Annotated in this window: 25 protein-coding genes; 12 read left to right on the forward strand and 13 right to left on the reverse strand. The window is 72.4% G+C overall.

Translation table 11 applies throughout. The annotated features are described in order from the left end of the window. Nucleotides 1-80 precede the first annotated feature (80 nt). From ctaC to CELGI_RS07185, 3 genes are read left to right on the forward strand one after another with little or no spacing between them, the layout of a single operon-like run. Nucleotides 81-959 (forward strand): aa3-type cytochrome oxidase subunit II, encoded by an 879-nt coding sequence (gene ctaC / locus CELGI_RS07175; RefSeq protein ID WP_013883455.1) that lies wholly within the window; start codon nucleotides 81-83, stop codon nucleotides 957-959. Next, complete coding sequence (gene ctaD, locus CELGI_RS07180) at nucleotides 959-2,776, forward strand: aa3-type cytochrome oxidase subunit I (RefSeq protein ID WP_013883456.1); 1,818 nt, start codon at nucleotides 959-961, stop codon at nucleotides 2,774-2,776. The genes ctaC and ctaD overlap by 1 nt, the downstream gene beginning before the upstream one ends. Continuing rightward, entirely contained in the window at nucleotides 2,773-3,171 is a 399-nt protein-coding gene (locus CELGI_RS07185) for a cytochrome c oxidase subunit 4 (RefSeq protein WP_013883457.1), read from the forward strand. The genes ctaD and CELGI_RS07185 overlap by 4 nt, the downstream gene beginning before the upstream one ends. 205 nt (nucleotides 3,172-3,376) lie before the next feature. On the opposite strand, the gene CELGI_RS07190 is transcribed toward CELGI_RS07185, so the two are convergent. The 5 genes from CELGI_RS07190 to ctaE form a co-directional block, all read right to left on the reverse strand. Next, the gene (locus CELGI_RS07190; RefSeq protein WP_013883458.1) at nucleotides 3,377-4,006 is read right to left on the reverse strand and encodes a superoxide dismutase; all 630 of its coding nucleotides are present in this window, start codon (nucleotides 4,004-4,006) and stop codon (nucleotides 3,377-3,379) included. A 110-nt stretch (nucleotides 4,007-4,116) separates the two neighbouring features. Continuing rightward, a complete protein-coding gene (gene qcrB / locus CELGI_RS07195; RefSeq protein WP_013883459.1) occupies nucleotides 4,117-5,865 on the reverse strand; it encodes a cytochrome bc1 complex cytochrome b subunit in 1,749 nt (582 codons plus the stop codon). Continuing rightward, entirely contained in the window at nucleotides 5,862-6,899 is a 1,038-nt protein-coding gene (qcrA, locus tag CELGI_RS07200) for a cytochrome bc1 complex Rieske iron-sulfur subunit (protein ID WP_013883460.1), read from the reverse strand. The genes qcrB and qcrA overlap by 4 nt, the downstream gene beginning before the upstream one ends. Continuing rightward, the gene (qcrC, locus tag CELGI_RS07205) at nucleotides 6,896-7,681 is read right to left on the reverse strand and encodes a cytochrome bc1 complex diheme cytochrome c subunit (RefSeq protein WP_013883461.1); all 786 of its coding nucleotides are present in this window, start codon (nucleotides 7,679-7,681) and stop codon (nucleotides 6,896-6,898) included. The genes qcrA and qcrC overlap by 4 nt, the downstream gene beginning before the upstream one ends. 52 nt (nucleotides 7,682-7,733) lie before the next feature. After that, complete coding sequence (ctaE, locus tag CELGI_RS07210) at nucleotides 7,734-8,381, reverse strand: aa3-type cytochrome oxidase subunit III (RefSeq protein WP_013883462.1); 648 nt, start codon at nucleotides 8,379-8,381, stop codon at nucleotides 7,734-7,736. Between the two features lie 206 nt (nucleotides 8,382-8,587). On the opposite strand from ctaE, the gene CELGI_RS07215 reads away from it, so the two are divergent. Next, a complete protein-coding gene (locus CELGI_RS07215) occupies nucleotides 8,588-9,025 on the forward strand; it encodes a response regulator transcription factor (protein WP_013883463.1) in 438 nt (145 codons plus the stop codon). Continuing rightward, complete coding sequence (gene trpD, locus CELGI_RS07220) at nucleotides 9,022-10,065, forward strand: anthranilate phosphoribosyltransferase (protein ID WP_013883464.1); 1,044 nt, start codon at nucleotides 9,022-9,024, stop codon at nucleotides 10,063-10,065. Before CELGI_RS07215 ends, trpD begins: the two co-directional genes overlap by 4 nt. Nucleotides 10,066-10,075: 10 nt before the next feature. Here the strand turns inward: trpD and CELGI_RS07225 are convergent, their stop codons facing one another. Next, nucleotides 10,076-10,357 carry an Lrp/AsnC family transcriptional regulator gene (locus tag CELGI_RS07225; RefSeq protein WP_041574529.1) on the reverse strand — a complete coding sequence of 94 codons (282 nt, stop codon included), beginning with the start codon at nucleotides 10,355-10,357 and terminating at the stop codon, nucleotides 10,076-10,078. A 19-nt stretch (nucleotides 10,358-10,376) separates the two neighbouring features. After that, on the reverse strand, nucleotides 10,377-12,215 hold the full coding sequence (locus CELGI_RS07230; protein ID WP_041574530.1) for a DEDD exonuclease domain-containing protein: 1,839 nt from the start codon (nucleotides 12,213-12,215) through the stop codon (nucleotides 10,377-10,379). A gap of 68 nt (nucleotides 12,216-12,283) precedes the next feature. On the opposite strand from CELGI_RS07230, the gene CELGI_RS07235 reads away from it, so the two are divergent. Both CELGI_RS07235 and CELGI_RS07240 read left to right on the forward strand, forming a co-directional pair. After that, entirely contained in the window at nucleotides 12,284-13,651 is a 1,368-nt protein-coding gene (locus tag CELGI_RS07235) for an NYN domain-containing protein (RefSeq protein ID WP_013883467.1), read from the forward strand. Nucleotides 13,652-13,686: 35 nt separating this feature from the next. Then, nucleotides 13,687-13,899, forward strand: a complete 213-nt coding sequence (locus CELGI_RS07240; protein WP_013883468.1) for a hypothetical protein — start codon at nucleotides 13,687-13,689, stop codon at nucleotides 13,897-13,899. Between the two features lie 72 nt (nucleotides 13,900-13,971). On the opposite strand, the gene CELGI_RS07245 is transcribed toward CELGI_RS07240, so the two are convergent. Continuing rightward, a complete protein-coding gene (locus tag CELGI_RS07245) occupies nucleotides 13,972-15,789 on the reverse strand; it encodes an AMP-dependent synthetase/ligase (protein WP_013883469.1) in 1,818 nt (605 codons plus the stop codon). A 213-nt stretch (nucleotides 15,790-16,002) separates the two neighbouring features. Here CELGI_RS07245 and CELGI_RS07250 point away from each other — a divergent pair, with 213 nt between their 5' ends. Further along, nucleotides 16,003-16,947 (forward strand): ROK family glucokinase, encoded by a 945-nt coding sequence (locus tag CELGI_RS07250; RefSeq protein ID WP_013883470.1) that lies wholly within the window; start codon nucleotides 16,003-16,005, stop codon nucleotides 16,945-16,947. 36 nt (nucleotides 16,948-16,983) lie between these two features. Here the strand turns inward: CELGI_RS07250 and CELGI_RS16430 are convergent, their stop codons facing one another. Beyond that, nucleotides 16,984-17,490, reverse strand: a complete 507-nt coding sequence (locus tag CELGI_RS16430) for a hypothetical protein (RefSeq protein WP_013883471.1) — start codon at nucleotides 17,488-17,490, stop codon at nucleotides 16,984-16,986. Between the two features lie 64 nt (nucleotides 17,491-17,554). Between CELGI_RS16430 and CELGI_RS07260 the strand changes: the two genes are divergently transcribed. The 3 genes from CELGI_RS07260 (at nucleotide 17,555) to CELGI_RS07270 (ending at nucleotide 21,070) form a co-directional block, all read left to right on the forward strand. Beyond that, on the forward strand, nucleotides 17,555-18,355 hold the full coding sequence (locus CELGI_RS07260; protein ID WP_245528185.1) for a lysophospholipid acyltransferase family protein: 801 nt from the start codon (nucleotides 17,555-17,557) through the stop codon (nucleotides 18,353-18,355). A 145-nt stretch (nucleotides 18,356-18,500) separates the two neighbouring features. Next, the gene (locus tag CELGI_RS07265; protein ID WP_013883473.1) at nucleotides 18,501-19,721 is read left to right on the forward strand and encodes a pyrophosphate--fructose-6-phosphate 1-phosphotransferase; all 1,221 of its coding nucleotides are present in this window, start codon (nucleotides 18,501-18,503) and stop codon (nucleotides 19,719-19,721) included. After that, on the forward strand, nucleotides 19,718-21,070 hold the full coding sequence (locus CELGI_RS07270) for a class II 3-deoxy-7-phosphoheptulonate synthase (RefSeq protein ID WP_013883474.1): 1,353 nt from the start codon (nucleotides 19,718-19,720) through the stop codon (nucleotides 21,068-21,070). Before CELGI_RS07265 ends, CELGI_RS07270 begins: the two co-directional genes overlap by 4 nt. Before the next feature lie 72 nt (nucleotides 21,071-21,142). Here CELGI_RS07270 and pknB read toward each other — a convergent pair whose 3' ends face one another. Both pknB and CELGI_RS07280 read right to left on the reverse strand, forming a co-directional pair. Continuing rightward, nucleotides 21,143-23,176: a Stk1 family PASTA domain-containing Ser/Thr kinase gene (gene pknB, locus CELGI_RS07275; protein WP_013883475.1), complete on the reverse strand. Its 2,034-nt coding sequence runs from the start codon at nucleotides 23,174-23,176 to the stop codon at nucleotides 21,143-21,145. Nucleotides 23,177-23,232: 56 nt separating this feature from the next. Next, nucleotides 23,233-24,399, reverse strand: a complete 1,167-nt coding sequence (locus CELGI_RS07280; RefSeq protein ID WP_013883476.1) for a lytic transglycosylase — start codon at nucleotides 24,397-24,399, stop codon at nucleotides 23,233-23,235. 178 nt (nucleotides 24,400-24,577) lie between these two features. Here CELGI_RS07280 and CELGI_RS07285 point away from each other — a divergent pair, with 178 nt between their 5' ends. Beyond that, nucleotides 24,578-24,970: an Rv2175c family DNA-binding protein gene (locus CELGI_RS07285; protein WP_013883477.1), complete on the forward strand. Its 393-nt coding sequence runs from the start codon at nucleotides 24,578-24,580 to the stop codon at nucleotides 24,968-24,970. Between the two features lie 20 nt (nucleotides 24,971-24,990). Here CELGI_RS07285 and CELGI_RS07290 read toward each other — a convergent pair whose 3' ends face one another. Beyond that, nucleotides 24,991-26,124, reverse strand: a complete 1,134-nt coding sequence (locus tag CELGI_RS07290; RefSeq protein WP_013883478.1) for a polyprenyl synthetase family protein — start codon at nucleotides 26,122-26,124, stop codon at nucleotides 24,991-24,993. A gap of 9 nt (nucleotides 26,125-26,133) precedes the next feature. Next, the gene (locus CELGI_RS16435) at nucleotides 26,134-26,676 is read right to left on the reverse strand and encodes a hypothetical protein (RefSeq protein ID WP_013883479.1); all 543 of its coding nucleotides are present in this window, start codon (nucleotides 26,674-26,676) and stop codon (nucleotides 26,134-26,136) included. Nucleotides 26,677-26,709: the final 33 nt, after the last annotated feature.

The raw sequence follows: 26,709 nt of genomic DNA on the forward strand, positions 1-26,709 counted from the left end.
CGGGTCGAGGACGAAGGTCCCAGGTGTGTGCCGCTCGGACCGGGCGGTGCGGGCCGGGGACGTGAGCGAGAGGTCGCCCGTTGCACCCGGAAACCCCCCGCCGGAAGCGTCGCCCGGCCCTGAAGTGGGCGGGCCTCGTTGCCGCCGCCGCAGTGGTCCTGAGCGGCTGCTCCGACCAGGTCCAGCGCGGCTGGCTGCCCGGCAGCTCGGACGCCGAGGTCACCGACCAGACCGGCCGCATCGTCGACCTCTGGGTCGGCTCGTGGGTCGCCGCCCTGCTCGTCGGGCTCCTGACGTGGGGCCTGATGCTGTGGTGCGTCGCGGTGTACCGCAAGCGCAAGGACGACGACGTCCTGCCCGTGCAGCTCCGCTACCACGTGCCGCTCGAGATCATGTACGTGATCGTGCCGATCGTGATGATCGGCGTGCTGTTCTACTTCACCAACCGTGACGTGACCGAGATCAACGACACGTCCGCCGAGGCCGACGTGCACGTGCAGGTCATCGGCAAGCAGTGGAGCTGGGACTTCAACTACCTCGACGAGGACGTGTACGAGACCGGTCAGCACGCGCAGGACGTGGGCGGCACGCAGGGCGTGCTCGACGAGCAGGTCACGCTGTACCTGCCCGTCGGCGAGAAGGTCGAGTTCACGCTCGACTCGCGTGACGTCATCCACTCGTTCTGGGTCCCGGCGTTCCTCTACAAGCTGGACATGATCCCGGGCAAGACCAACACGTTCCAGGTCACGCCCGAGCAGCTGGGCGTCTACCGCGGCAAGTGCGCGGAGCTCTGCGGCGAGGAGCACTCCTCGATGCTGTTCAACGTCGAGGTCGTCACGCGTGAGGTGTACGAGGAGAAGATGCAGGAGCTGCGCGACGAGGGCCAGACCGGCTCGCTCGGGCTGGAGTACAGCCGTCTGCAGGACGTGAACGGCGTGACGCAGGAGGACGAGCACTGATGGCCACGGCTACCGAGCACATCCCGGGACTGGCGCCGTCGCGCCAGACGCTCGGGCGCACCGTGGTGAAGTGGGTCACCTCGACCGACCACAAGACGATCGGGTACATGTACCTGATCACGAGCTTCGTGTGGTTCGTGGTCGGCGGGCTCCTCGCGCTGCTGATCCGCGCCGAGCTGTTCACGCCGGGCATGGAGGTCTTCCAGTCCAAGGAGCAGTACAACCAGGCGTTCACGATGCACGGCACGATCATGCTGCTGCTGTTCGCGACGCCGCTGTTCGCGGGCTTCGCCAACGTGATCATGCCGCTGCAGATCGGCGCGCCGGACGTGGCGTTCCCGCGGCTCAACATGTTCGCGTTCTGGCTGTTCTTCTTCGGCGGCCTGATCGCGGCGGGCGGCTTCCTGACGCCGCAGGGCGCGGCCTCGTTCGGCTGGTTCGCGTACGCGCCGCTGTCGAACACGGTGTACTCACCGGGGCTCGGGGGAGACCTCTGGGTGTTCGGCCTCGCGATGGGCGGCTTCGGCACCATCCTCGGCGCCGTCAACTTCATCACGACGATCGTCACGATGCGCGCTCCCGGCATGACGATGTTCCGGATGCCGATCTTCACGTGGAACACGCTGGTCACGTCGCTGCTCGTGCTGATGGCGTTCCCGCCCCTGGCCGCAGCCCTGTTCGCGCTCGGCGCGGACCGCCGGCTGGGTGCCCAGGTGTTCAACCCCGACAACGGCGGCGCCATCCTCTGGCAGCACCTGTTCTGGTTCTTCGGCCACCCCGAGGTGTACATCATCGCGCTGCCGTTCTTCGGCATCGTGACCGAGATCCTGCCGGTGTTCAGCCGCAAGCCGATCTTCGGCTACAAGGGCCTGGTCTACGCGACCATCGCGATCGCCGCGCTCTCCGTGACCGTGTGGGCGCACCACATGTACGTCACGGGATCCGTGCTGCTGCCGTTCTTCGCGTTCATGACGATGCTCATCGCGGTGCCCACCGGTGTGAAGTTCTTCAACTGGATCGGCACGATGTGGCGCGGCAAGCTCACGTTCGAGACGCCGATGCTGTGGACGATCGGCTTCCTGGTCACGTTCCTGTTCGGCGGCCTGACGGGCATCATCCTGTCCAGCCCGGCGCTCGACTTCCACCTGTCCGACACCTACTTCGTGGTGGCGCACTTCCACTACGTCGTGTTCGGCACCGTCGTGTTCGCCATGTTCGCGGGGTTCTACTTCTGGTGGCCCAAGTTCACCGGCAAGATGCTCGACGAGCGGCTCGGCAAGATCCACTTCTGGCTGCTGTTCATCGGCTTCCACACGACGTTCCTGGTCCAGCACTGGCTCGGCGTGCGCGGCATGCCGCGGCGGTACGCGGACTACGCCGTGGGGGACGGGTTCACGTGGATGAACCAGCTCTCGACCATCGGTGCGGTCATCCTTGCGGCGTCGACGCTGCCGTTCTTCTGGAACGTCTACACCACCGCACGGAACGCGCCGCGCGTGACCGTCGACGACCCGTGGGGCTACGGCGGCTCGCTCGAGTGGGCCACGTCCTGCCCGCCGCCGCGGCACAACTTCACGTCGCTGCCGCGCATCCGCTCGGAGCGCCCCGCGTTCGACCTGCACCACCCCGAGGTCGCGGCGATGGACTTCGTCGAGCCCGATCCCGGCCCGTTCGACTGGGAGGCCGACCGGCGCGGTGAGACGGACGTGGCCGCCGAGCGCGTCGCCAACGGCTCGGGGGAGCCCGAGCAGTCGTCGGCCACCGTCGTCGACGAGGCCCCGGTCCAGCGCGACGACAACGAGGAGGGGACCAAGTGAAGATCGAGGCCAAGCTGTTCGGCTACGGCGTCCTGTTCTTCTTCCCGGTCGGTCTGGTCTACGCGCTGTGGAGCAAGGGCGAGCCCGTGGGCACCGTCGGCATCCCGCTCGTCGGCGGGCTGGTCGGCATGATCGGCGCCTACTTCGCGCTCCTGGCCCGTCGGATCGACGCGCGGCCCGAGGACGACGAGTTCGGCGAGATCGAGCAGGGCGCCGGCGACCAGGGCGTGTACGCGCCGTGGTCCTGGTGGCCGCTGGCGATCGGCGCGGCGAGCGCCGTGGTGTTCCTCGGCCTCGCCGTCGGGTGGTGGCTCGTGCTCATCGGCATCGGGCTCGGCGTCATCGGCCTGATCGGATGGGTCTTCGAGTTCTCCCGCGGGCAGCACGCGCACTGACCCCGCACCGACGACGCCCGGCCGGACCCCGTGTCCCGCCGGGCGTCGTCGTCTGTGCCCGGGTCGGCGTGGCGCGATGGGGGAGCCGTGCGGCCCACACCCGCCGTGCGCAGCGCAGGAGGTCGTGGACGCGCTGAGGGCCGCCCCCCGGAGCGGGGACGGCCCTCAGCGCGTGGTGCGGCGCCACAGGGCGCCGGTGGTGCGGTCAGACGGTGGGGACGATCAGGCCCGAGGTCTGGCTCCGCGCACGCTCGAAGCGGGCGGCCGCGTCGGACCAGCTGACGATGTTCCACCACGCCTTGACGTAGTCGGCCTTGACGTTGACGTAGTCCAGGTAGAACGCGTGCTCCCACATGTCGAGCACGACGATCGGCACGAGGCCGAGCGGGAAGTTGCTCTGCTGGTCGTACAGCTGGAAGATCGCGAGCTTCTGGCCCACGGAGTCCCAGCCGAGGATGGACCAGCCGGAGCCCTGGATGCCGACTGCGTTCGCGGCGAAGTGCTTCTGGAACGCGTCGAACGAGCCGAAGAACTCGTCGATCGCCGCGGCGAGCTCACCGGTCGGCTTGTCGCCGCCCTCGGGGGACAGGTTCTGCCAGAAGACCGAGTGGTTGACGTGACCACCCAGGTTGAACGCCAGGTTCTTCTCGTGCAGGTTGACCGCGGCCAGGTCCCCGGACTGGCGCGCCTCGGCGAGCTTCTCCAGGGCCGTGTTGGCGCCGGTCACGTACGCGGCGTGGTGCTTGTCGTGGTGCAGCTCCATGATCCGGCCGGAGATGTGCGGCTCGAGCGCCGCGTAGTCGTACGGCAGGTCCGGAAGCGTGTAGTCAGCCATGCGTGAGTACCTCTCCTGCGTCGTCGCGGGAGCGTGAGCCCCCGCTGGGTACGAAGCGGGCGGCCCGCCGGTGAGGCGAGCCGCCCGACTCGGTCAACTCTGGCGGAGGATCAGCGATTCCGCCCGTCCGGGACGGTCTCACCCTCCGGGACACCGTGCTGCGTGCCACCGCCTGCCGTGATCGCGGCGACCGCGTGGTCGTCGTGACCCGGGCCCACCTCGGCCGGCGCATGGCCGTGAGCGGCATGCGCGGCGGCGAGCTCGGCGGGGGTGACGGGCTCGACGCGGTCCTCGTAGAAGACCTGCGAGAGGCGCTGCCGGACACGGTCCTTGCGGTAGCCCTTGCGCCGCACGCCGCGCGAGTCCTCGGCCGGCTCGATCTCGAGCGGCCGCACCGCCTCGTGCTGCACGCGCAGCCAGCGCTCGTGCGCGTCGAGCGGCTTGTGCACCTCGATGTACTCGCCGGACGCGAAGCGGACGATCCGGCCCGTCTCGTGCCCGTGCAGGACCAGCTCGCGGTCCTTGCGCTGCAGGCCGAGGCAGATGCGCTTCGTGACCACGAACGTGAGCCACGGCCCGACGAACAGCAGCACCCGGAACACCCAGGTGATGTCGTTGATCGACAGGTGGAAGTGCGTCGCGATGAGGTCGTTCGAGCCGGCGAGCACCAGGATGAAGAACGCCATGAGCAGCGAGGTGCCGAACGCCGTGCGGAACGGGCGGTTGCGCGGGCGGTCGAGCAGGTGGTGCTCGCTCGTGTCGCCGGTCGCGAACGACTCGATGAACGGGTAGGCGGCGAGCAGCGTGAACAGCACGCCCGGCACGACCATCGCGGGGATGATCACGTTCAGCGGGACCGTGAAGTCGCCGATCATGAACTCGGCACCGCCCGGCATGAGGCGCAGCGCTCCTTCGAGGAACAGCATGTACCAGTCCGGCTGGGCGCCCGCGGAGACCGGGGACGGGTCGTAGGGCCCGTAGTTCCAGACCGGGTTGATCGACATCGTGCCCGCCATGAGCGCGATCACGCCGAACACCACGAAGAAGTTGAACAGCAGCTTGCCCGCGTACACCGGGAGCGCCGGGTAGCCCACCACGTTGGAGTTGGTGCGGCCCGAGCCGGGGAACTGGGTGTGCTTGTGCATCACCATGAGGAACAGGTGCAGGCCGATGAGCGCGAGGATCAGGCCAGGCACCAGCAGGATGTGCACGGTGAACAGGCGGGGGATCAGGTCCGTGCCCGGGAACTCGCCGCCGAAGATGAAGTACGACAGGTAGGACCCGATGATCGGGATCGCCTTGACCACGCCGTCCGTGATGCGCAGGCCGTTGCCGGACAGCACGTCGTCCGGGAGCGAGTAGCCCGAGAAGCCCGCCGCGAGCCCCAGGATCAGCAGCACGAAGCCGACGACCCAGTTGATCTCACGCGGCTTGCGGAACGCGCCCGTGAAGAACACGCGCATCATGTGCACGACGATCGACGCCATGAAGATCAGCGCCGCCCAGTGGTGGATCTGCCGCATCAGCAGACCGCCGCGGACCTCGAAGGACAGGTCCAGCGTGGACTTGAACGCCTCGGACATCTCGACGCCGCGCATGGTCGCCCACACACCGTCGTCCGGGTAGTGCGTCTCGGCCATGCTGGGCACGAAGAACATCGTGAGGAACACGCCGGAGACCAGCAGCGTCACGAACGAGTACAGCGCGATCTCGCCCAGGAAGAACGACCAGTGGTCGGGGAACACCTTGCGTGCGAAGAACTTGACCGCGTTGCCGACTCCGGTGCGCTGGTCCAGGTAGTCCGCCGTGGCCGCGGCGGCCTTCGCGCCACCGCTCGGGGGGGTCTTGAGCTCGCTCACTTGGTCGCACGCTCCCAGAAGGTCGGACCGATCGGCTCGGTGAAGTCGCTCTGGGCGACGAGGTAGCCCTCGTCGTCGACCGTGATCGGCAGCTGCGGCAGGGGTCGCTTCGCGGGGCCGAAGACGACCTTGCAGCCGTCCGCGACGTCGAACGTCGACTGGTGGCACGGGCACAGGAGGTGGTGCGTCTGCTGCTCGTAGAGCGCGACGGGGCAGCCGACGTGGGTGCAGATCTTCGAGTACGCGACGATGCCGTCGTGCGACCAGGTCTCACCCTCGGGGGACTGGTCGGAGCGCAGGTCGCGCGGGTCGAGCCGGACCAGCAGCACGACGGCCTTGGCCTTCTCGTCGAGCTTGCCGTGCTCGAGCTCCTCGAGGCCTTCGGGGATCACGTGCCACACGTCGCCGATCGTGACGTCCGCGGCCCGGATGGGGCGGTTCGTCGGGTCGGTGTGCAGGCGCATGCCCTTCTTCCACATCGTGTGCTTGAACTTGCGCACGTTCCAGTCCGAGCCCACGTTGCCCAGCAGCGGCACCAGGATCGAGAGCGGGAACAGCGCGAGCGCCGTGACACCGGCGCCGACCAGTGCTTTGCGCCGTGTCAGGCCCGAGTCCTGCGCGCCGTCCTGGAGCATCTGGACGGCGACCTCACGCGTCTCGTCCGACGAACGCTGCGCGTGCCGCTCCTCGGTGTACTCGCGGTTGCTCATCAGGACCTTGATGAAGTAGTTCCCACCGATCCCGATGCCGAGCAGGCACACCGCCAGGCCCACGCCGAGCACGATGTTCGAGGTCCGCATGGACGAGGCCGTCTCGCCGGGCGGGAGCGCGAAGTACGCCCACACGACCACGATCGTGCCGATGATCGACGCCGTGAACAGCGCCAGGACCTGCCGCTCGACGCGCTTGGTGACGCGCGGGTCGACGTCCGCCTGACGCGGCGTGTGCTCGTGCAGGCCGGGGTTCTCGAACCGCGCGGGGGTCGTCTCGCCGTCGGCGTGGACGACGACGTCGTTGTGGTCGTGCGTGCTCACGAGGACTTCGCTCCGATCCAGACAGAGATGCCGATCAGGAGGCCGAGGCCGACCACCCAGGCCCACAGGCCCTCACTGACGGGGCCGAGCGACCCGAGGTCGAGCCCACCCGGGACCACCTCGCCCTGCTCGTCCAGGAACGCGATGATGTCGCGCTTCTCCTCGGACGTCAGGTTCGCGTCGTTGAACACCGGCATCGACTGCGGTCCGGTGAGCATCGCCTCGTAGAGGTGCGTCGGCGTGGTCTCCCACAGGTTGGGAGCGAACTTGCCCTGCGAGAGCGCACCGCCCGCGCCGCTCGCGTTGTGGCACATCGCGCAGTTGGTGCGGAACAGCGCCATGCCCGAGGCGGAGTCGCCGAGGGCGGGGTCGACCTGCTCGTCCGTCGGGATGGCGGGACCCGCGCCCAGCGAGGCCACGTAGGCCGCGAGCTGGCGGATCTGCTCGTCGTCGAACTGCACCGGCTTGGCCGGTGCCTGCGGGCCGTTCATCTGCATCGGCATGCGGCCGGTGCCCACCTGGAAGTCGACCGCCGCGGCTCCGACGCCGATCAGCGACGGCACGGAGTCCGTGCCCGCGGCCGAGGGGCCGTGGCACGTCGAGCAGTTGGCCTGGAACAGCTTCTCGCCGGCGGCGATGTCATCGGCGGTGGCGGTCTCGTTCGTGGCCTGGGCCGACGACGGGACGACCACGGCGTAGACGCCACCGACGATCAGCAGCGCCAGCAGGAGGAGCAGCGCCGGCGCGCGCCGGTCGTGCCTGCGGGCGGCGAGTGCCTTCACGGATGGATCCTCGTCTCGCGGGGGTGGGGGTACGGGGCGTGTGGTGCGCGGGTCAGCGCAGCAGGTAGATGACCGCGAACAGCGCGATCCAGACGACGTCCACGAAGTGCCAGTAGTACGACGTGACGATCGCCGTGGTCGCCTCGTGGTGCCCGAACCGCTTGGCGGAGAACGACCGGCCGAGCAGGAACAGGAACGCGATGAGCCCGCCGACGACGTGCAGCCCGTGGAAGCCGGTCGTCAGGTAGAACACCGAGCCGTAGGGGCTCGAGGAGATCGTCAGGCCGTGCTCGACGAGCTCGGCGTACTCGAACACCTGGCCGCCGATGAAGAACGCGCCCATCACGTAGGTGAGCGTCATCCACTCGTTCATGCCCCAGCGGTTGACCTGGAGCAGGGACCCCGAGCGCACGGGCTGGAAGCGTTCGGCGGCCCACACGCCCATCTGGCACGTCACCGACGACAGCACCAGCACGGTGGTGTTGATCGCCGCGAACGTGAGGTTGAGCTTGGCCGTCTGCTCCGCGAACTCCTCCGGCACCGCTGCACGGATGGTGAAGTACATCGCGAAGAGGCCGGCGAAGAACATGAGCTCGCTCGCCAACCACACGATCGTGCCGACCGACACAGGGTTCGGTCGGTTGACGCTCACGTGGGGCGAGGTGCGCGGGGCAGCCGTTGCGTTCGACACGGTCGTCATTATGGCCGAAGACGGCGCCGCATGGGTCATTGGGCCCAGGCGTTGCGGGCGTTAAATGTCACACCGTCAGGATCGCGGGCCCGTGGGGCGGGTCCGCGACCCCGTCCGCGGGCGTGCGTGGTCTGGTGCGTGGTGGCTCGTCGTGCCGCCGCGCGCCTCGTGCCAAGATGCACCACGGACCACGTCGACGACGAGTGAGGGACCCCATGAGCACCGCGCACGACCCCGCCGGCACGCCCGCCGGACTCCCCGCCGGACCGCGGATCGTCCTGTACAGCGACGACGTCGACGTGCGCGCGCAGGTGCGGCTCGCCGTGGGCAGCCGGCTCGAGCACGGTGCGGCCGAGATCGAGTGGCTCGAGACCGCGACGGCGCCGGCGGTGATCGCCGCGGTCGAGGCCGGTGGTGTGGACCTGCTCGTGCTCGACGGCGAGGCGGACAAGGTCGGCGGCATGGGCCTCGCGCGGCAGCTCAAGGAAGAGGTCTACGACTGCCCGCCGGCGCTGGTGATCACCGGACGGCCGCAGGACGCGTGGCTCGCGTCGTGGTCGAACGCGGACGCGTCGGTGAGCCGGCCGATCGACCCCTTCGAGCTCCAGGCGGCCGTCGCCTCGCTCGTGCGCAGCGGGTCCGTCGCCGGATGAGCCCCGCGTACACGTGGCCCGACCTGCTCACGAGCCTCGTCGCGAAGCAGGACCTGACGTCCGACCAGGCGTCGTGGGCGATGGACGAGATCATGCGCGGAGAGGCGACCCCCGTCCAGATCGCCGGGTTCCTCGTCGGCCTGCGCGCCAAGGGGGAGACGGTCCCGGAGCTCACGGGGCTCGCGGCGACGATGCTCGCGCACGCGCACCGCATCGACGTGCCCGGACGCTCGGTGGACATCGTGGGTACCGGTGGCGACCGGTCGCACACCGTGAACATCTCGACGATGGCCGCCCTGGTCGTCGCCGGGACGGGGCTGCGCGTCGTCAAGCACGGCAACCGGGCTGCGTCGTCGTCCTCGGGGTCGGCCGACGTGCTCGAGCAGCTCGGCATCCGGCTGGACCACGCACCCGACCGGGTCACGCGGATCGCGCTCGAGGCCGGCATCACGTTCTGCTTCGCGCAGGTCTTCCACCCGTCGTTCCGGCACACCGCGGCCGCGCGCGCGGGCCTCGGCATCGCCACCGCGTTCAACTTCCTGGGACCGCTCACCAACCCGGCGCAGCCGGCCGCTGCCGCGATCGGCGTGGGCGACGCGCGCATGGGACCTCTGATCGCGGGCGTGCTCGCGGCGCGTGGTGCGTCGGCGCTGGTGTTCCGCGGCGAGGACGGGCTCGACGAGATCGCGCCGACGGCCTCGACCCGGATCTGGGTCGTGGCGGGCGGCACGGTCGACGAGCACCTCGTCGACTGGTCCGAGCTCGGCGTCGAGCGCGTGCAGCTCGACGAGCTGCGCGGGGCGGACGCGGCGCACAACGCCGGCGTCGCCCGGCGCCTGCTGGACGGGGAGCCCGGACCGGTGCGCGAGACCGTGCTGCTCAACGCGGCGGCCGCGCTCGTCGCGGACGGCACGCTGCCCGGCACCGCGACGGGGACGCTGCACGAGCGCCTGCTCGCAGGGGTCGCCGCGGCCCGTGCGTCGATCGACGACGGTGCCGCGCGGGACGCGCTCGCGCGCTGGCAGGCCGCCAGCGCCTGACGCGGGCGGCTCAGTCCTCGAGGCCGAGCGCGAACGCCTGGTCGAGGTCGTGCTGGCTGTAGGTGCGGAACGCGATGTAGGTCTGCGTCCGCAGCACGCCCTCCACCTTGCTGACGCGGTCGGCGATGACGTCCGCGAGCTCGTCGTGCTCGCGGACCCGGACCATCGCGACGAGGTCGACCTCGCCCGTCACCGAGTAGACCTCGCTGACGCCCGGGATCTCGGCGATGGCGGCCGCCACCTCGGGGATGCGCGCGGCGTCGGTGTCGATGAGCACGATGGCAGTCAGCATGTCGGCCATCATGCCGCGGTCACGCCGTGCGCGGCACGGGCTGCTCCGGCGCGTCGCGCGGCACCACGTGCAGCACCCGGGCGACCTGCCCGCGCACGCGCTCGGTGTGCGCCGCGATCGCCGCAGCCGGGTCCACGTCGCCCAGCGCGGTCCGCACGGGGAGCGCCCAGGTGCCGCCCGAGACCTCGACGATGCGGACGCCGGGCCGCTCGAGCCAGTCCAGCACCAGATCCGCCTCCTCCGGATGGGCCGCGGCCATCGGAGGGACGGGCGCCGCGACGTGCTCGGCCGTCGCGCGCAGCGTCTCGATGGCGGGGCGCGGATCGGTCGAGCGGTCGACGCGCGCGGTCGCGGCCAGCCGCCCGTGCCGCACGAGGACGATCTCCCAGCCGCCGTCGTCGGCGCGCCGGGCGGCCACGAGCTCGGGGAGTGCGGCGAGCGGGCCGACGCGCTGGACGCGCGCGGCTCCGCGCAGGAACGCGCCCAGCCGGTCGCGGACCGTGGCCGCCTCCTCGTAGCGCTGCTGCGCGACCAGGGTCTCGATGCGCTCGGCATGTGCGGCGACGACGGGCGCCGGGTCGCCGGCCATGGCTGCACGCACGCGCTCGACGACCGACGTGTAGGCGTCCTGGTCCTGGCCGCCGACGCACGGCGCGCCGCACCGACCCATGCCCGCCAGTGCGCACGACGACGCGGCGGGCGTGGCCACGAGCGGCAGCCGACGCGTGCACTGCCGGATCTCGAACGTCTCGTGCAGGGCCTCGAGCGCGAGCTGTGCGGAACGCTGCGCGCCGAACGGACCCAGGTAGGTGGCGCCCGGCTCGTCGCGCACCTCGCGCACCACCGACAGCCGCGGGTACGGCTCGCTGGTCAGCCGGAGCCACGGCATGCGTTCGGGGAACCGGGAGCGGCGGTTGTAGCGCGGGGAGTGCTCCGCGATGAGGCGCAGCTCCCGCACGCGGGCCTCGAGCGGGGTGGCGCACACCACCGGGTCGACGCGTTCGGCGATGCGCACCATCTCGCGGATGCGTCCGCGCTTCTCCGACGACGTGAAGTACGAGCGGACGCGTGTGCGCAGCGACGTCGTGGACGTCCCGACGTACAGCACCTCCTGCCCGGGACCGCGGAACAGGTAGACGCCGGGCGCATCGGGCAGGTGGTCGGCGAGCGTGCGCTTGCGACGGACCTCCTGCGGCACCGGGTCGGTCGCGCTCGCGAGGTCCTCGAGATGCGTCACGCCCAGCGGGCCGAGGCGTCCGAGCAGCGCGTGCAGCACGTCGACCGTCGCGCGCGCGTCGTCGAGCGCACGGTGCGTGGGCGTCACCTCCGCGTGGAACAGCGCCGCGAGCGTGCTGAGCTTGTGGTTCGGCGCCTCGTCGCGCGTGACGACCCGACGCGCGAGCCGCACGGTGTCCACCACGCGTGGGCCCGGCCACGCGTGACCGGTGCGGGCCGCGGCCGCACGCAGGAAGCCGACGTCGAACGGGGCGTTGTGCGCGACGAGGACGGCCCCGTGCGCGAACTCGAGGAACGCCGGCAGCACCTCCTCGATCGGGGGTGCCCCGATGAGCATCGCCGTGGTGATCCCCGTCAGCACCTGGATGAACGGCGGCACGGGACCACCCGGGTCCACCAGGGTCTGGAACTCGCCGAGCACCTGGCCGCCGCGCACCTTCACGGCGCCGATCTCGGTGATCGCGCAGTCCGCCGGGGTGCCGCCCGTGGTCTCGAGGTCGACCACCACGAACGTGACGTCGGCGAGCGGGGTCCCGATCTCGTCGAGGCCCAGCTGCACCGGTGTGCCGCCGGCGGCGGGCGCGCCCGCCCAGACCGGGCGCAGGCGGTGCAGGGCTGACATGGCGGCGACGGTACCCGCGCGCACCGACACCGCGGCCGAGCGCGCCTCGGCGCGCCTAGGGTGGCGCCATGAGCGCTGCGAGCCCCGACGTCCCGGCCGCGCTGCGCCACCGGCTGGTCGAGCTCGCCGCACGCACCGTGGGTGAGCTGGAACCTCTCCTGGTCCCCTCGTCGCTGCGCCGCGTGCGCGCGTTCGCCCCCGCCAAGCGCGCCGCGTCCGGGAGCGCGCCCCTGTGGGCCGCGCTCGAGGCCGACGCGGCCTTCCGCGCGCGCGTGGCCCGCACGTGGCGCCACGCGCACCCGGACGTGGCGTCGCTCGTCGGCGGTGTCGAGGACGACGACGAGCGTGCGCCCGACGACCCGCGCGGCGCCGAGGTCGCCACCGGGCCCGCCGCCGAGCCGGCGCCGGAGTCCGGTGGCCCGGCGCTGCCGCCGTCGGTTGACGCGCCCGCACCGTCGTGGGACGCGGCGGCCGGTGCGTGGCTGCACGCGCAGGACTGGTCGGTGTGGGTCCCGCGGGAGCTCGACGCCGCCGAGCCGGCGTCCCCGGACCCCGCCGTGGCGCGCCTGCGCACGCGGGCTGAGGAGCTCACCCGTGCGCTGGAGGAGTCGCGCGCGCAGGCCGCGGCGCTCACGGACGAGGTCGCCACGACGCGCCGCGAGCTGCGGCGCCTGCGCTCGGACGCCGATCGCGCACGTGCGCAGGGCCGGCAGGCGGCGCAGGACGCGCAGACCGCGCTCGAGGAGGCCCGCGCGGCACAGGCCGCGGCCGCCGACGCGCAGCGCGTGGCCGCCGAGGACCTCCGGGCCGCACGTGCCGAGCGCGACGCCGCCCGCGCGGAGGTGCGCGTCGCGCGCAGGCTCGCGGACGCACGTGTGCGGCTGCTGCTCGACACGATCGTGGACGCCGCGAGCGGTCTGCGCACCGAGCTCGCGCTACCCCCGGCCGCCGACCTGCCCGCCGACCTCGTCGCTCCCGAGCCCGACGCCGCGCCGGTGCGGGTCGGCTCCCGGGGGCGCCTGGTGGACGACCCGACGCTGCTCGACGAGCTGCTCCGCCTGCCTCGTGCGCACCTGGTGGTCGACGGCTACAACGTGACCAAGTCCGCGTTCGGCGGGCTCACGCTCGAGCTCCAGCGCCGGCACCTGGTGGACGGCCTCGCGAGCCTCGCGGCCCGGACGGGTGCCGAGGTGACGTGCTGCTTCGACGGCAGGCCCTCGCCGATGCCCACCGCGTCGCTCGCGCGGGGCGTGCGGGTGCGGTTCTCGGTCGGGGAGATCGCGGACGACCTGATCCGGCGCCTGGTGCGTGCGGAACCCGCCGGGCGGGTGGTGGTCGTGGTCACGAGCGACCAGGAGGTCACGCACGACGTCGAGGCGGACGGTGCCTACGTCGTGCCGTCCGCCACGCTCGTGGGGTGGCTGCAGCGCAGGTGAGCGGCCGTGTCGGTGGCTCGGCCTAGCGTCGCGCCATGATCATCGACTGCGAGGGGTGCACGGCCCGGCCCCGGGCGTGCGGGGACTGCGTGGTGTCGTTCGTGCTCGAGGTCCCGGCCCGCGCCGACGCCGGGCGTCAGGCCGGCGGAGGACCGGCGTTCGAGCTCGACGAGGACGAGCGTCGCGCGCTGGGCACGCTCGCCGCGCTGCACCTGGTGCCGCCGTTGCGCATGGCCGCGCACGGCTGACCCGCCCGATGCGCGTCGAGGGCGGCACCTCGACGGTGCCGCCCTCGAACGCGCTGCCAGGTCAGGCGCGGCTCACTCGGCGCCACCGACGGGGCCGTCGTACAGCGCGTCGATCTCGCCCTCGAAGTCCTTGAGCACCACGTTGCGCTTCACGCTCAGCTTCGGCGTGAGATAGCCGTTCGCGATCGTCAGGTCCGTGTCGAGGATGCGGTACTTGCGGATGGACTCGGCGCGCGAGACGGCCTTGTTCGCGCGGTCGACGGCCTTGTCGATCGACGCGAGCACGTCCGGGTCCTGCGCGGCCTGCGCGAGCGTCATCTCGGGCTTGCCGTGCGCGGTCAGCCAGCCGGGCACGCCCTCGGGGTCGAGCGTCACGAGCGCACCGATGAACGGGCGCTGGTCGCCGACCACGACCACCTGGCTGATGAGCGGGTGGCCGCGCAGCCGGTCCTCGAGCACCGCGGGCGCGACGTTCTTGCCGCCCGCGGTCACGATGATCTCCTTCTTGCGGCCCGTGATGCGCAGGTAGCCCTCGTCGTCGAGCGATCCGAGGTCGCCCGTGCGGAACCACCCGTCGTGCATCGACTCCTGCGTCGCGGCGTCGTTGTTGTGGTAGCCCTGGAAGACCTGGATGCCCTTGATCTCGATCTCGCCGTCGTCGGCGATGCGGACCGCGGTACCCGGCAGCGGCTTGCCGACCGTGCCGATCTTGGTGCGTGCGGGCCGGTTGACGGTCGCGGGCGCGGTGGTCTCGGTCAGGCCGTAGCCCTCGAGCACCTTGAGGCCGACACCGCGGTAGAAGTGGCCGAGGCGCTCGCCGAGGGGCGCACCGCCCGAGATGGCCCACTTGGCCTGACCGCCGAGCAGCGCCCGCAGGCGGTGCAGCACCAGGACGTCGGCCACCTTGTGCTGCAGCCGCAGCCACGGGCTCGGGCCGCGCGGCGTGTCGAGCGCGCGCGAGTAGACGATCGACGTCTTCGCGGCGCGCTGGAAGATCGACCCCTTGCCGCCGGCCGCGGCCTTCTGCTCGGCGCCGTTGTAGACCTTCTCGAACACGCGCGGGACCGCCAGGATGAACGTCGGCCGGAACGAGGCCAGGTCGTCCAGCAGCGTGCGCGTGTCGGGGGAGTGGCCCAGCACCGCACCCGCGGGCATGCACAGCACGTGGATGAAGCGTGCGAACACGTGCGCGAGCGGCATGAACAGCAGCGTCCGCGAGCCCGGCTCGGACACGACCTCGCGCAGCCCCTCGACCGCGTTGACCGTGAGCTCGTAGAAGTTGCCGTGCGTGAGCTCGACGCCCTTGGGGCGTCCCGTGGTGCCCGAGGTGTAGATGACCGTGGCGACGCTCGCGAGCTCCGCGAGCCCGCGCCGGCGGGCGATCTCGTCGTCGGGGACGTCGGCGCCCGCGCTGACGAGCGTCTCGACGGCACCCTCGTCGATCACGAGGACCTCGCGCAGTCCCGTGAGCCCGGTGCGCGCCTCCTGCGCGACGGCCGCGTGCGCCGTGCTCTCGACGACGAGCACCGAGACGTCCGAGTCGCTCAGGATCCAGTTGACCTGCTCGGCCGACGACGTCTCGTACAGCGGCACCGGGATCGCGCCCGCCGCCCACGTCGCCCAGTCCAGCAGCGACCACTCGTACCGGGTGCGGGACATGATCCCGACGCGGTCGCCCGGCTCCACCCCGCGCGCGACGAGACCCTTGGCGACGGCCACGACCTCGGCGTCGAGCTCGCGCCCCGTCAACGGGATCCAGGGGCCGTCCTGCTGCGTCTTGTGCTCGATCACCACGCCGTCCGGGTCTGCCGCGACGCGGTCCGCGAACAGGTCGTTGAGGTTGCGCGAGCGCTCGATCTCGACGAGCAACGGTGTGCTGAACTCGACCATGCTGACTCCAGTGGCAGTGGTGGCAAGTGCGACGAGGATACGGGACGTCGGTCCAGGTACGAGGGGGTGGGCCCCGGTCTACGCTCGACGCGCCTGTGCCCGTGGCCGCGTGCACGCCGCACCTCCCGGTGGCGCTAGCGTGACGGCTGGACCAGGCAGGCGCTCGGCGCCACCCATCAGCCCTTCTCTCTCGACGCATTGGGGAACGAACACATGCACGCCATCGGGGTCGACATCGGCGGGACCAAGATCGCGGCCGGCGTGGTGGACGACGAAGGCCGGATCCTGGCCAAGACGCGTCGGGACACCGAGCCGGACGACGCCGCGAGCATCGACGCCGCGATCGCGGACGTGTACGCCGAGCTCAGCGCGCAGCACAAGATCGGTGCGATCGGCCTCGCCGCGGCGGGGTTCGTCGCCGCCGACCGGTCGGGGGTGCTGTTCGCGCCGAACATCGCGTGGCGCGACTACCCGCTGCGTGACCGCGTGGCGGCGCTGATCGACGAGCGGCTCGAGATCGTCGTGGAGAACGACGCGAACGCCGCGGGCTGGGCCGAGTTCCGCTACGGCGCGGCGCGTGAGGTCGAGGACATGCTCACGCTCACGATCGGCACGGGGCTGGGCGGGGCGATCGTCTCGCACGGCCAGCTGGTGCGCGGTTTCGCGGGCGTCGCGGCCGAGGTGGGTCACATGCGCGTGGTGCCCGGCGGGCACTACTGCGGGTGTGGTCACGAGGGCTGCTGGGAGCAGTACGCGTCGGGCAGCGCGCTCGTGCGGGACGCCCAGGCCGCGGTCGTCGCGTACCCGGACCGCGCCGCGCGCATCCTCGAGCTCGCGGGCGGCGAGGTGGACAAGATCATCGGTCCGCACGTGACCGCGGCGGCCGAGGAGGGCGACGCTCTCGCGATCGACCTGCTCGCCGAGCTCGGCCGATGGATCGGGGAGGGTGCGGCGTCGGTCGCGGCGCTGCTCGACCCCGCGATGGTCGTGATCGGCGGCGGTGTGGCTGCCGCGGGCGACCTGCTCCTGACGCCCGCGCGCAAGGGCTTCGCCGACCAGCTCTCGGCCCGCGGTCACCGGCCCGAGGCGGAGATCGTGGTCGCCGCGATGGGCAACGACGCCGGCATCGTGGGTGCGGCGGACCTCGCGCGCATCTGAGCACACGTGCCCGGCGCGGTCGTCGGTGACGAGCAGTCAGACGACCGCGCCGGTGTCGCCGTCCGCATCGTCGTCGTCGCCTCTGCGGCCTGCCGGCATGCGCCACAGCAGCACCGCGACACCGAGCACGAACACGCCGCACGCCGCCTGGATGAGCACGGGCGGCACGTCGCGCCAGAAGACGACGAGCGCGAGCAGGAGCACCGGCATCCCGCCCGCGGCGAGCCACGCCATGGTCAGCAGCGGGTCGCCACCGAGGACCGGCCCGGGGTCGGGCGGGACGAAGCCCTCCGCCTCGTCGACCGCGGCCTCGGCGTCGGCGTACTGGGCCGAGCCGTCCCACGAGCGCGGGCCGTCCACGGCGTCGCGCCCGGACGCCGCGTCGCCGGTCCACGGCGAGTCGACGCCGGGTGCCACGGGGAAGTCGAGCGGTCGGCGCGGGGTGCTGTCCGCGGCCGAGTCGACCTCGCCGAGCTGTTCGACGATGCGCGCCCAGCGGTCGTCGTCGACCGGATCGGCGGGTCCGTCGGAGCGAGCAGCCATGTGAGCACTCTAGAGTCGGACGTGGCGGTCCGACGGTCCGCGCTGCAGCGGGAGGGTGGGCCACTTGTTCTACTGGTTGATGAAGCGGGTGTTCGTCGGTCCGTTGCTCCAGCTCGTGTACCGGCCCTGGATCAAGGGCGCGGAGAACGTGCCGGCCTCGGGTGCGGCGATCCTCGCGAGCAACCACCTCGCGGTGATCGACTCGTTCTTCCTGCCGCTCATGCTCGACCGCGAGCTCGTGTTCATCGGCAAGCAGGAGTACTTCACGGGGCGGGGCCTCAAGGGTCGGCTCACCGCGGGCTTCATGCGCGGCGTGGGGACCATCCCGGTCGACCGCGGGGGCGGCAAGGCCAGCGAGGCGGCGCTGCGGACGGGCCTGCGGCGGCTCGAGGCCGGTGACCTGTTCGGCATCTACCCCGAGGGGACGCGCAGCCCCGACGGCCGCCTGTACCGCGGCAAGACCGGCATCGCGCGGCTCGCGCTCGAGTCCGGTGCCCCCGTGATCCCCGTCGCGATGGTGGGCACCAACATCGCGCAGCCCGTCGGCAGGACGATCCCGCGCGTCATGCGGATCGGCATGGTCGTGGGGGAGCCGCTCGACTTCTCGCGCTACCGCGGCATGGAGAACGACCGCTTCATCCTGCGGTCCGTCACCGACGAGATCATGTACGCGATCATGAGCCTGTCCGGCCAGGAGTACGTGGACGTCTACGCGGCGACGCAGAAGGCCCGGATCGCGGCGGGCGTGGCGGCCACGCCGGACGCCGCCGACGACGCGCGCACGGTCGCACCGGGCGGTCGGCCCGCACCCGACGTCCAGGTTCCGGTACCGCCGCAGGACGAGGGCGAGCCGTCAGTAGGATGACCGCGTCGGCCGCACGGCCGTCGCTCCCGGGTGCTGCCGCCGTGCGGCCGCCCGGACCTGGGTCCCGGGGCCGTCCGGCTCCCGCGCCCTAGGGTCGCCTGCGTTCCCGCAGGCAGGTCCTGCAGCTCTACGGAAGGTGTCTGTCATGTCGGTCCGTCGCGTCGCCCTCCTCACCGCGGGTGGCTTCGCCCCGTGCCTCTCGTCCGCCGTCGGTGGCCTCATCGAGCGCTACACCGAGATCGCGCCGGACGTCGAGATCATCGCCTACGAGCACGGGTACTACGGGCTGCTGCGGGGCGACAAGATCGTCATCGACGCCGAGACGCGCCAGAGGGCCGGCGTCCTGCACCGGTTCGGCGGCTCGCCGATCGGCAACTCGCGCGTCAAGCTCACCAACGCCAAGGACTGCGTCAAGCGCGGCCTGGTCGCCGAGGGCCAGGACCCGCTCCAGGTGGCGGCCGAGCAGCTCAAGGCCGACGGCGTCGACGTGCTGCACACGATCGGCGGCGACGACACGAACACGACGGCCGCGGACCTGGCCGCCTACCTCGCGGACAACGGGTACGGCCTGACCGTGGTCGGCCTGCCCAAGACGATCGACAACGACGTGGTCCCGATCCGGCAGTCGCTCGGTGCGTGGACGGCGGCCGAGGAGGCCGCGGGCTTCGCTGCGAACGTCATCGGCGAGCACCGCTCCGGTCCGCGCATGCTGATCGTGCACGAGGTCATGGGCCGGCACTGCGGATGGCTCACGGCCGCGGCGGCCGCCGAGTACCGCAAGTGGCTCGACCAGCAGGAGTGGGTCCCCGGCATCGGCCTGTCGCGCGAGCGCTGGGACGTGCACGCGGTGTTCGTGCCCGAGCTCGCGATCGACATCGACGCTGAGGCCGAGCGGCTCAAGGGCATCATGGACAGCCAGGGCAACGTCAACATCTTCCTGTCGGAGGGTGCGGGCATGCACGAGATCGTCGACCAGCTGACGGCGGCAGGCACGCCCCCCGAGCGCGACCCGTTCGGCCACGTGAAGCTCGACACGATCAACCCGGGCCAGTGGTTCGCCAAGCAGTTCGCGGACAAGCTCGGCGCCGAGAAGACGATGGTCCAGAAGTCGGGCTACTACTCGCGTGCCGCGGCCGCCAACGCCGAGGACCTGCGCCTGATCAAGTCCATGACGGACCTCGCGGTGGAGTGCGCGCTGCGCGGCGAGTCCGGCGTGATCGGGCACGACGAGGAGCGCGGCGACGTGCTGCGTGCGATCGAGTTCCCGCGCATCGCCGGTGGCAAGGCGTTCGACGTGACGCAGCCGTGGTTCGGTGCGCTGCTCGCGGACATCGGCCAGTCGCTGGTCCCCGCGAGTCACTCGTGAGCGTGGAGCCGGACCCGCAGGTGGTCGCCGGGCTCGACGCCTGGCGATCCCTGCCCGCGGGTCAGCAGCCGGCGTGGCCGGACGCCGACGCGCTCGCGCGGGTGACGGACCGGCTCGCCGCGCTGCCCCCGCTCGTGTTCGCGGGCGAGGCGGACGCGCTGCGGGCGCAGCTCGCGGCGGCAGGTCGGGGTGAGGCGTTCCTGCTCCAGGGCGGCGACTGCGCCGAGACGTTCGCCGAGGCGACCGCGGACAACATCCGGAACAAGATCAAGACGATCCTGCAGATGGCCGTCGTGCTGACGTACGGCGCGAGCCTGCCGGTCGTGAAGATGGGCCGGATGGCGGGGCAGTACGCCAAGCCGCGTTCCTCGGACAGCGAGACGCGGGACGGGGTCACGCTCCCGGCGTTCCGGGGCGACATCATCAACGGCTTCGACTTCACACCCGAGGCGCGGACGCCCGACCCGCAGCGGCTCCTCGAGGCCTACCACACGTCCGCGTCGACGCTGAACCTCATCCGGGCGTTCACCACGGGCGGCTTCGCGTCGCTGCTGCGCGTGCACGAGTGGAACAAGGGCTTCACGACGAACCCCGCGTACGCGCGGTACGAGGAGATCGCGGCCGAGATCGACCGCGCGATCCGGTTCATGGCCGCGTGCGGCGCCGACTTCGACGCGCTGCGCACGGTGGACTTCTACTCCTCGCACGAGGGGCTGCTGCTCGACTACGAGCGCCCGCTCACGCGCATCGACAGCCGTACGGGTCTGCCGTACGACTGCTCGGCGCACTTCGTGTGGATCGGGGAGCGCACGCGTGAGCTCGGTGGCGCGCACATCGACTACTTCTCGCGCGTGCAGAACCCCCTGGGCGTCAAGCTCGGCCCGACCTCCACGGGCGACGACGCGATCGCGCTGATCGACGCGCTCAACCCGACGGGGGAGCCGGGGCGCCTCACGTTCGTGACGCGGATGGGCGCGGGCAAGATCCGTGACCGGCTCCCGGCTCTCGTCGAGAAGGTCGCGGCTGACGGCCGTCCGGTGACGTGGGTGTGCGACCCGATGCACGGGAACGGCATCACGTCGGCGACGGGCTACAAGACGCGCCGCTTCTCCGACGTGATGGACGAGGTCGCGGGCTTCTTCGAGGTGCACCGCGCGCTGGGCACCGTCCCCGGCGGGCTGCACATCGAGCTCACGGGCGACGACGTGACCGAGGTCCTCGGCGGCGCCGAGGAGATCGACGACGAGCGGCTCGCGGAGCGCTACGAGACGCTCGTGGACCCGCGCCTGAACCACCAGCAGTCGCTCGAGCTCGCGTTCCAGGTGGTGGAGCTGCTGCGCGCAGCCTGACCAGCCCGCGCTGACGACGAGGCCCGCCCGACCGGACGACCGGTCAGGCGGGCCTCGTCGTCGGACACGGGGTCACACGACCGTGAGCGTCACCACGGTGCCCTTGGGGACCGACTCGCCGGCCCGGACGCTCTGGTCCCGGACCGTGCCGAAGACGCCGCCCAGGAAGTCCTCGCGCGCAGCCACCAGGCCACGCTTCTCGAGCTCCTTCGCCGCCTTCTCGAACTGCATGCCGAACAGGTCCGGCACCTCGACCAGCTCGGGGCCCTTGGAGACCACGAGCGTCACCGTGTCACCCCGGTGCCCGTCGGACTTCGCGCGCGGGTCCTGGCTGATGACGAGCCCCTGGTCGACGTCGTCGCTGAACGCCTCGGTCGTCTTGACCTTGAGACCGTCGGCCTTGAGCTGCTTGGTGGCGTCCTGCGCGCTCTTGCCGACCACGTTGCGCACCGTGAGCGGCTCGGGTCCCTTCGAGACGGTCAGCGTGACCACCGTGTGCCGCGTGGTCCGCGTGCCCGCGTCCGCGTCGCTGCCGTCGGGCAGGGTCGCGGCCACGACCACGCCCAGGCCGGCCTTGTCGTCATACACCGCGGGCGCGTAGTCGACCTCGAGGCCGGCGTCCTCGAGTGCCTTCTCGGCGTCCGCCTGCAGCGTGCCGACGACGCCGTCCGGGACGTCGACGTAGTCCGGCCCCTTCGACACGACGACCTCGACGGTGCCGTCCTTGCGGACGCGGTCGCCCGATGCGGGGTCGCTGGCGACCACGAGACCCTTCGCCACGGTGTCGGAGAACTCCGAGCTCACGTCGGGGTGCAGCCCGAGCGCCTCGAGCGCACCCGTCGCCGCGTCGGTGCTCTTGCCCGCGATCGGCGGCACGGTCGTGTAGGCGCCCGGACCCGCGGCGACGTACCACCAGCCCGCGCCACCGAGCAGGAGTGCGACGAGCAGCACGAGGCCGATCGCCAGCGCGCGGCGTCGGCGGCGTGGGGGCGGCGTGACGGCGGCCGGCTGCGGCGCCGCGGCGACGACGGACGGCAGGCCTGCGCCCAGGCCGATGGGCAGCGCGACGGTCGAGCCGTGGTGCGTGGACGCGTCGATCAGCATCGTCGCGCCGGGATCGGTCGCGTCGTCCAGCGCCGCGGCCACGGGGCCGGGCGGGTCGTCGTCCGGCAGAGGCGTCTCGTCCGGGTCGGTCGCGGCCGGGAGCACGATCGTCGCGGGGACGTCGGCGCGGCGCTCGAGCGTCTGCGGGTCCAGCTCGGAGCGCACCCGACGCAGCAGCGTGACCGCCGCGCCCGCGTCGACGGGGCGGTCGTCGGGCTCGCGCGCGGCCAGCGCGCGGACCAGGTCGTCGAGCTCGACCGGCAGCCAGCTCACGACGTCGGAGGGCGCGGGGATGTCCGAGTTGACGTGCTGGAACGCCACCTGGATCGGCGTCTCGCCGGTGTACGGCTGCCGGCCCGTGAGCATCTCGAACAGCAGGATGCCGCACGCGTACACGTCGGTGCGCGCGTCGCTCGAGCCGCGCACCACGAGCTCGGGCGCCAGGTAGGCGACCGTGCCCAGCACGGTCCCGGTCGTCGTCGCGGTCACCTCGGTCACGGCGCGGGCGAGCCCGAAGTCGGCGAGCTTGACGCGGTCCTCGCTGGACAGCAGCACGTTCTCGGGCTTGATGTCGCGGTGCACCAGCCCCGCGCGGTGCGCCGCCCCGAGTGCGTCCAGCACGGCCTCGGTGATGCGCAGCGCGTCGGCGACCGTCAGCGCGCCCTGCTCGCCGAGCCGACGGCGCAGGTTCGACCCGTCGACGTACTCCATCGTCAGGTAGGACGTCTCGCCGTCGACGCCCTGGTCGAACACGCCGACCAGGCCGGGGTGCGTCAGCCGGGCGGCCGCGCGCGCCTCGCGCCGGAACCGCGCGACGAAGTCGGCGCCGGACGTCCCCTCGGCCAGGTGCGGGTGCATGACCTTGAGCGCGACGTCGCGGTCCAGGCGGCGGTCGACGGCCAGGTAGACGGTCGCCATGCCACCGCGGGCGATGCGGGAGACGACCTCGTACCGCCCGTCGACCAGGCGGCCCACGAGCGGATCTGTGACGGCGGTTCCCACGCGGCGAGTCTACGGTCGCGGTGCGGCCGGACGGTGGAGCCCGCGCGGACGCGCGGTCAGAACCGCCCCATCAGCGTCTGCACGTTGGCTGCGTAGCGGCGCGTGTCGGAGAACATGCCGTACTTCCGCACCGACGCCGCGCCCTGGTAGTAGCCGGCGATCGCGGACGGCAGGTCGGGCGACATCCGGACCAGCGCCTTGAGGATGACGACGCCCGCCGTGACGTTGTCGTCGGGGTCGAGCAGGTTGAGCTCACGTCCGACGAGGTCGGAGGCCCAGTCGCCCGAGGACGGGATCACCTGCATGGTGCCGATCGCGTTCGCGGGCGAGACCGCGGTGTGGTGGAACCCGGACTCCTGGAACGCGATGGCCTGCGCGAGCCGCGGGTCCAGGCCGTAGGCCCGCGCGGTGGCGGCGACCTTGGCCTGCATCGTGGCGGGGGACGGGACACCGGCGGCCAGCAGCGCGCGCTTGTTGGCGTTCGCGGCGTCCACCACGTCGCGCGCGTACGTCCGGCCCTCGAACGTGTCGCCCACGAGCTGCTCGGTCGCGCCGCGGTCGCGCGTGCTGCCACCGTCGTGCGTGGCGCCGCCACCCGGGAGCGTGAGCCGCTGGCCGGCGCGGATCATCGCGTCCGCGCCCAGGTGGTTCGCCGACACGATCGCGGAGACCGTGGTGCCGTGCCGACGCGCGATCGCGGAGACGGTGTCGCCGGCGCGCACGGTGTACGACGACGTGCGCGGCGTGCTCGGCGTGTGCGTCGTCCCGCCCGCGGACGGGATCCGCAGGCGCTGCCCGACGACGATCATCGCGTCGGAGCCCAGCCCGTTGGCGGACACGATCGCGGCCACGGACGAGCCGGTCCGCGCGGCGATCGCGCTCACGGTGTCGCCGGGGCGCACGGTCCAGGACGCGCTCGCGCTCGGCGTGCGGGTGCGCGTCGAGCCGTCCCCGGACGCGCTGGGGATGGCCAGCACCTGGCCCACGCGGATGCGGGAGACGTCGGTCAGGGCGTTCGCCGAGGCGATCGAGCTCACGCTCGCGCCCGTCCGCGCGGCGATGTGGCTCACGGTGTCGCCCTCGCGCACGGTGTAGCTGGAGTCGGCGTGCGCGGCGCCCGAGGTGGAGACCGAGATCGCGACGAGCGCCAGGGTCGCGCCCGTGCCGGTCGCCGCACGGCGCAGGTGGTCGTTGCGGCGCGGCGCGCTCGTCGTCGGTGCCATGGTCGTTTCCCCCGGGCGTGTTGCGGATGTGACCAGTGTGACCACTGGTACAGATGTGACAGGTGTGAAACTAGCCGACCGTGGGTCCGCTGGAAACCCCTTGCCCCGTTCGGACGCACCGTCGCGCCGCGCGCGGCGGCCGCGGCCGGACCCGCGGGGTGGTGCGTAGGCTGGCCCGGTGACCGACACCGCACCCGCTCTCGAGACCCTCGTCGACGCCTGGCTGACCGTCCCGGACGTCGCCGACCGCATCGGTCTGGACGTCGGCAAGGTGCGCCGCCTGATCCAGGAGCGCAAGCTCGTCGGCGTCCGCCGCGGTGAGCCGCGCGTGCTGAGCGTCCCGGAGCGCTTCCTGGTCGCCGGTCGCCAGGACGCGGCCGCCACGGGGGAGTGGGCCGTGCTGCCGTGGCTGCAGGGCACGCTGACCGTGCTCGCGGACGCGGGGTTCTCCGACGAGGAGGCCATCGTGTGGCTGTTCACGCCCGACGAGACGCTGCCCGGCTCGCCGATCGACGCGCTGCGCGGCGGGCACAAGACCGAGGTCCGGCGCCGCGCGCAGGCCGAGCTCTAGGCGGTCGCCGCGCCCACGGGTCAGGCGCGTCGGTCGACCGCGGCGTGCGCGAGGGCCTCGAGCACCTCGCCCGCCGGCTGCGGCCAGGCCCGGTCGTGCAGCCGGGCGAACGCCGGGCCCGCGAGCTCGTCGATGAGCGCCTCGACCTCGTCGACCGCCCCGGTCTCCCGGATCGCCGTCGCGAGCTCGTGCACGGAGGCGTCCGACTGGTCGCGGACGCCCAGCCGGTCGCGCAGCAGGGCCGCGGTGCGCTCGTCGCCGCTGTCGAGCGCGCGTCGCATCGCGCGCGCCACCAGGACCGTGCGCTTGCCCTCGCGCAGGTCGTCGCCCGCGGGCTTGCCCGTGGTGCGCGGGTCGCCGTAGACGCCGAGCACGTCGTCGCGCAGCTGGAACGCCTCGCCCAGCGGAAGCCCGATCGCGCGCAGGTCCGCGACCTCGTCGTCGGCTGCGCCCGCGAGCGTCGCGCCCAGAACCAGCGGGTGCTCGACGCTGTACCGCGCGGACTTGGCGCGGATGACGTCGCGTGCGCGCCGCTCGTCGGCCTCGGGATCGCGTCCCCACGGCTGCACCTGCGCGAGGAGGTCCAGGTACTGGCCCACCGTGACCTCGGTCCGCATGTGGTCGAACACCGCGCGGGTGTGCGCCGTGCCCGCCGGGTCGAGCCCGTCCAGCGCGGCCGCGAACATCTCCTCGCTCGCGACGAGCGCGAGGTCGCCCAGCAGGATCGCGGAGGACGCGCCGTAGCCCTCGGCGCTGCCCTGCAGGCCGCGCGCGGCGTGGTGCTGCGCGAACGCGCGATGCGCGGCGGGCTGGCCCCGGCGCGTGTCGGAGTCGTCCATCACGTCGTCGTGGAACAGCGCCGCGGCCTGGAACAGCTCGAGCGCCGCACCCACCCGGAGCGCCGCACGCTCGTGCGCGGTGCCGGGCTGCCCGCCGTGCGCGCGGAATGCCCAGTAGCAGAACGCGGCACGCAGCCGCTTGCCGCCGCTCAGCATGCGCTCGACCGCGTGGACCAGGTCGAGCGCGTCGTCGCCGATCGCGGTGAGCGTGGTCCGCAGCCGGGTGACCTGGTCCGCGAGCTCGCGGTCCACACGGGCACGCACGTCGTCGAGCTCGACGAGCGCGGACGGGGCCATGGGCAGGGGGGTGCTCACCCCGCCAGCCTAGGTGACCGCGACGCGCCCGCCGAGGGTCAGCGTGCGCACGCCGTCGCGGTCCAGGACCGCGACCGTGACCAGCTCACCGCTCTCGCGCGCGAACGCCGACTGGGCCGCCACCCCGTCGGGCAGGTCGGCCGCGGGCGTCTCGCTGAAGCCCGCCCCGTCCAGCGAGTCGCGCAGGTCCTGCATCAGGTCCTCGGCCGAGAGGGTCGTGCGCAGGTTGAGGCTGATCTCGACCAGGTCGCCTCCGTCGACGGGCTGCGCGCTCGACACCAGCACGTCCGCGTCACCCGGCAGCGTGACCAGGTCGGACGGGAAGCCGTCGGCGAGGCCGCCGACCGTGGAGCGGGTCGTGTCGGGCAGTGCGAGGGGCGCCTCGGTCGCGACGGAGGCGCCCGCGGTGGACGCCGCGGTCGTCGGCGCGGTGGGCTCCGCGATCCTCGCAGGTGCCGAGCTCGAGCACGCGGTCAGCAGCGCGACGAGCGCGGCGTACGCGGCGACGGCCGGGACCGGGCGCCGGTGCGGCGGTCTCGGGGAGCGGAGCATCGGGCCAGCCTAGCGAGCCGACCCCAGGCGCCG

Origin of the sequence: Cellulomonas gilvus ATCC 13127, assembly GCF_000218545.1 — a bacterium.
Taxonomy (GTDB): Bacteria; Actinomycetota; Actinomycetes; order Actinomycetales; family Cellulomonadaceae; genus Cellulomonas; species Cellulomonas gilvus.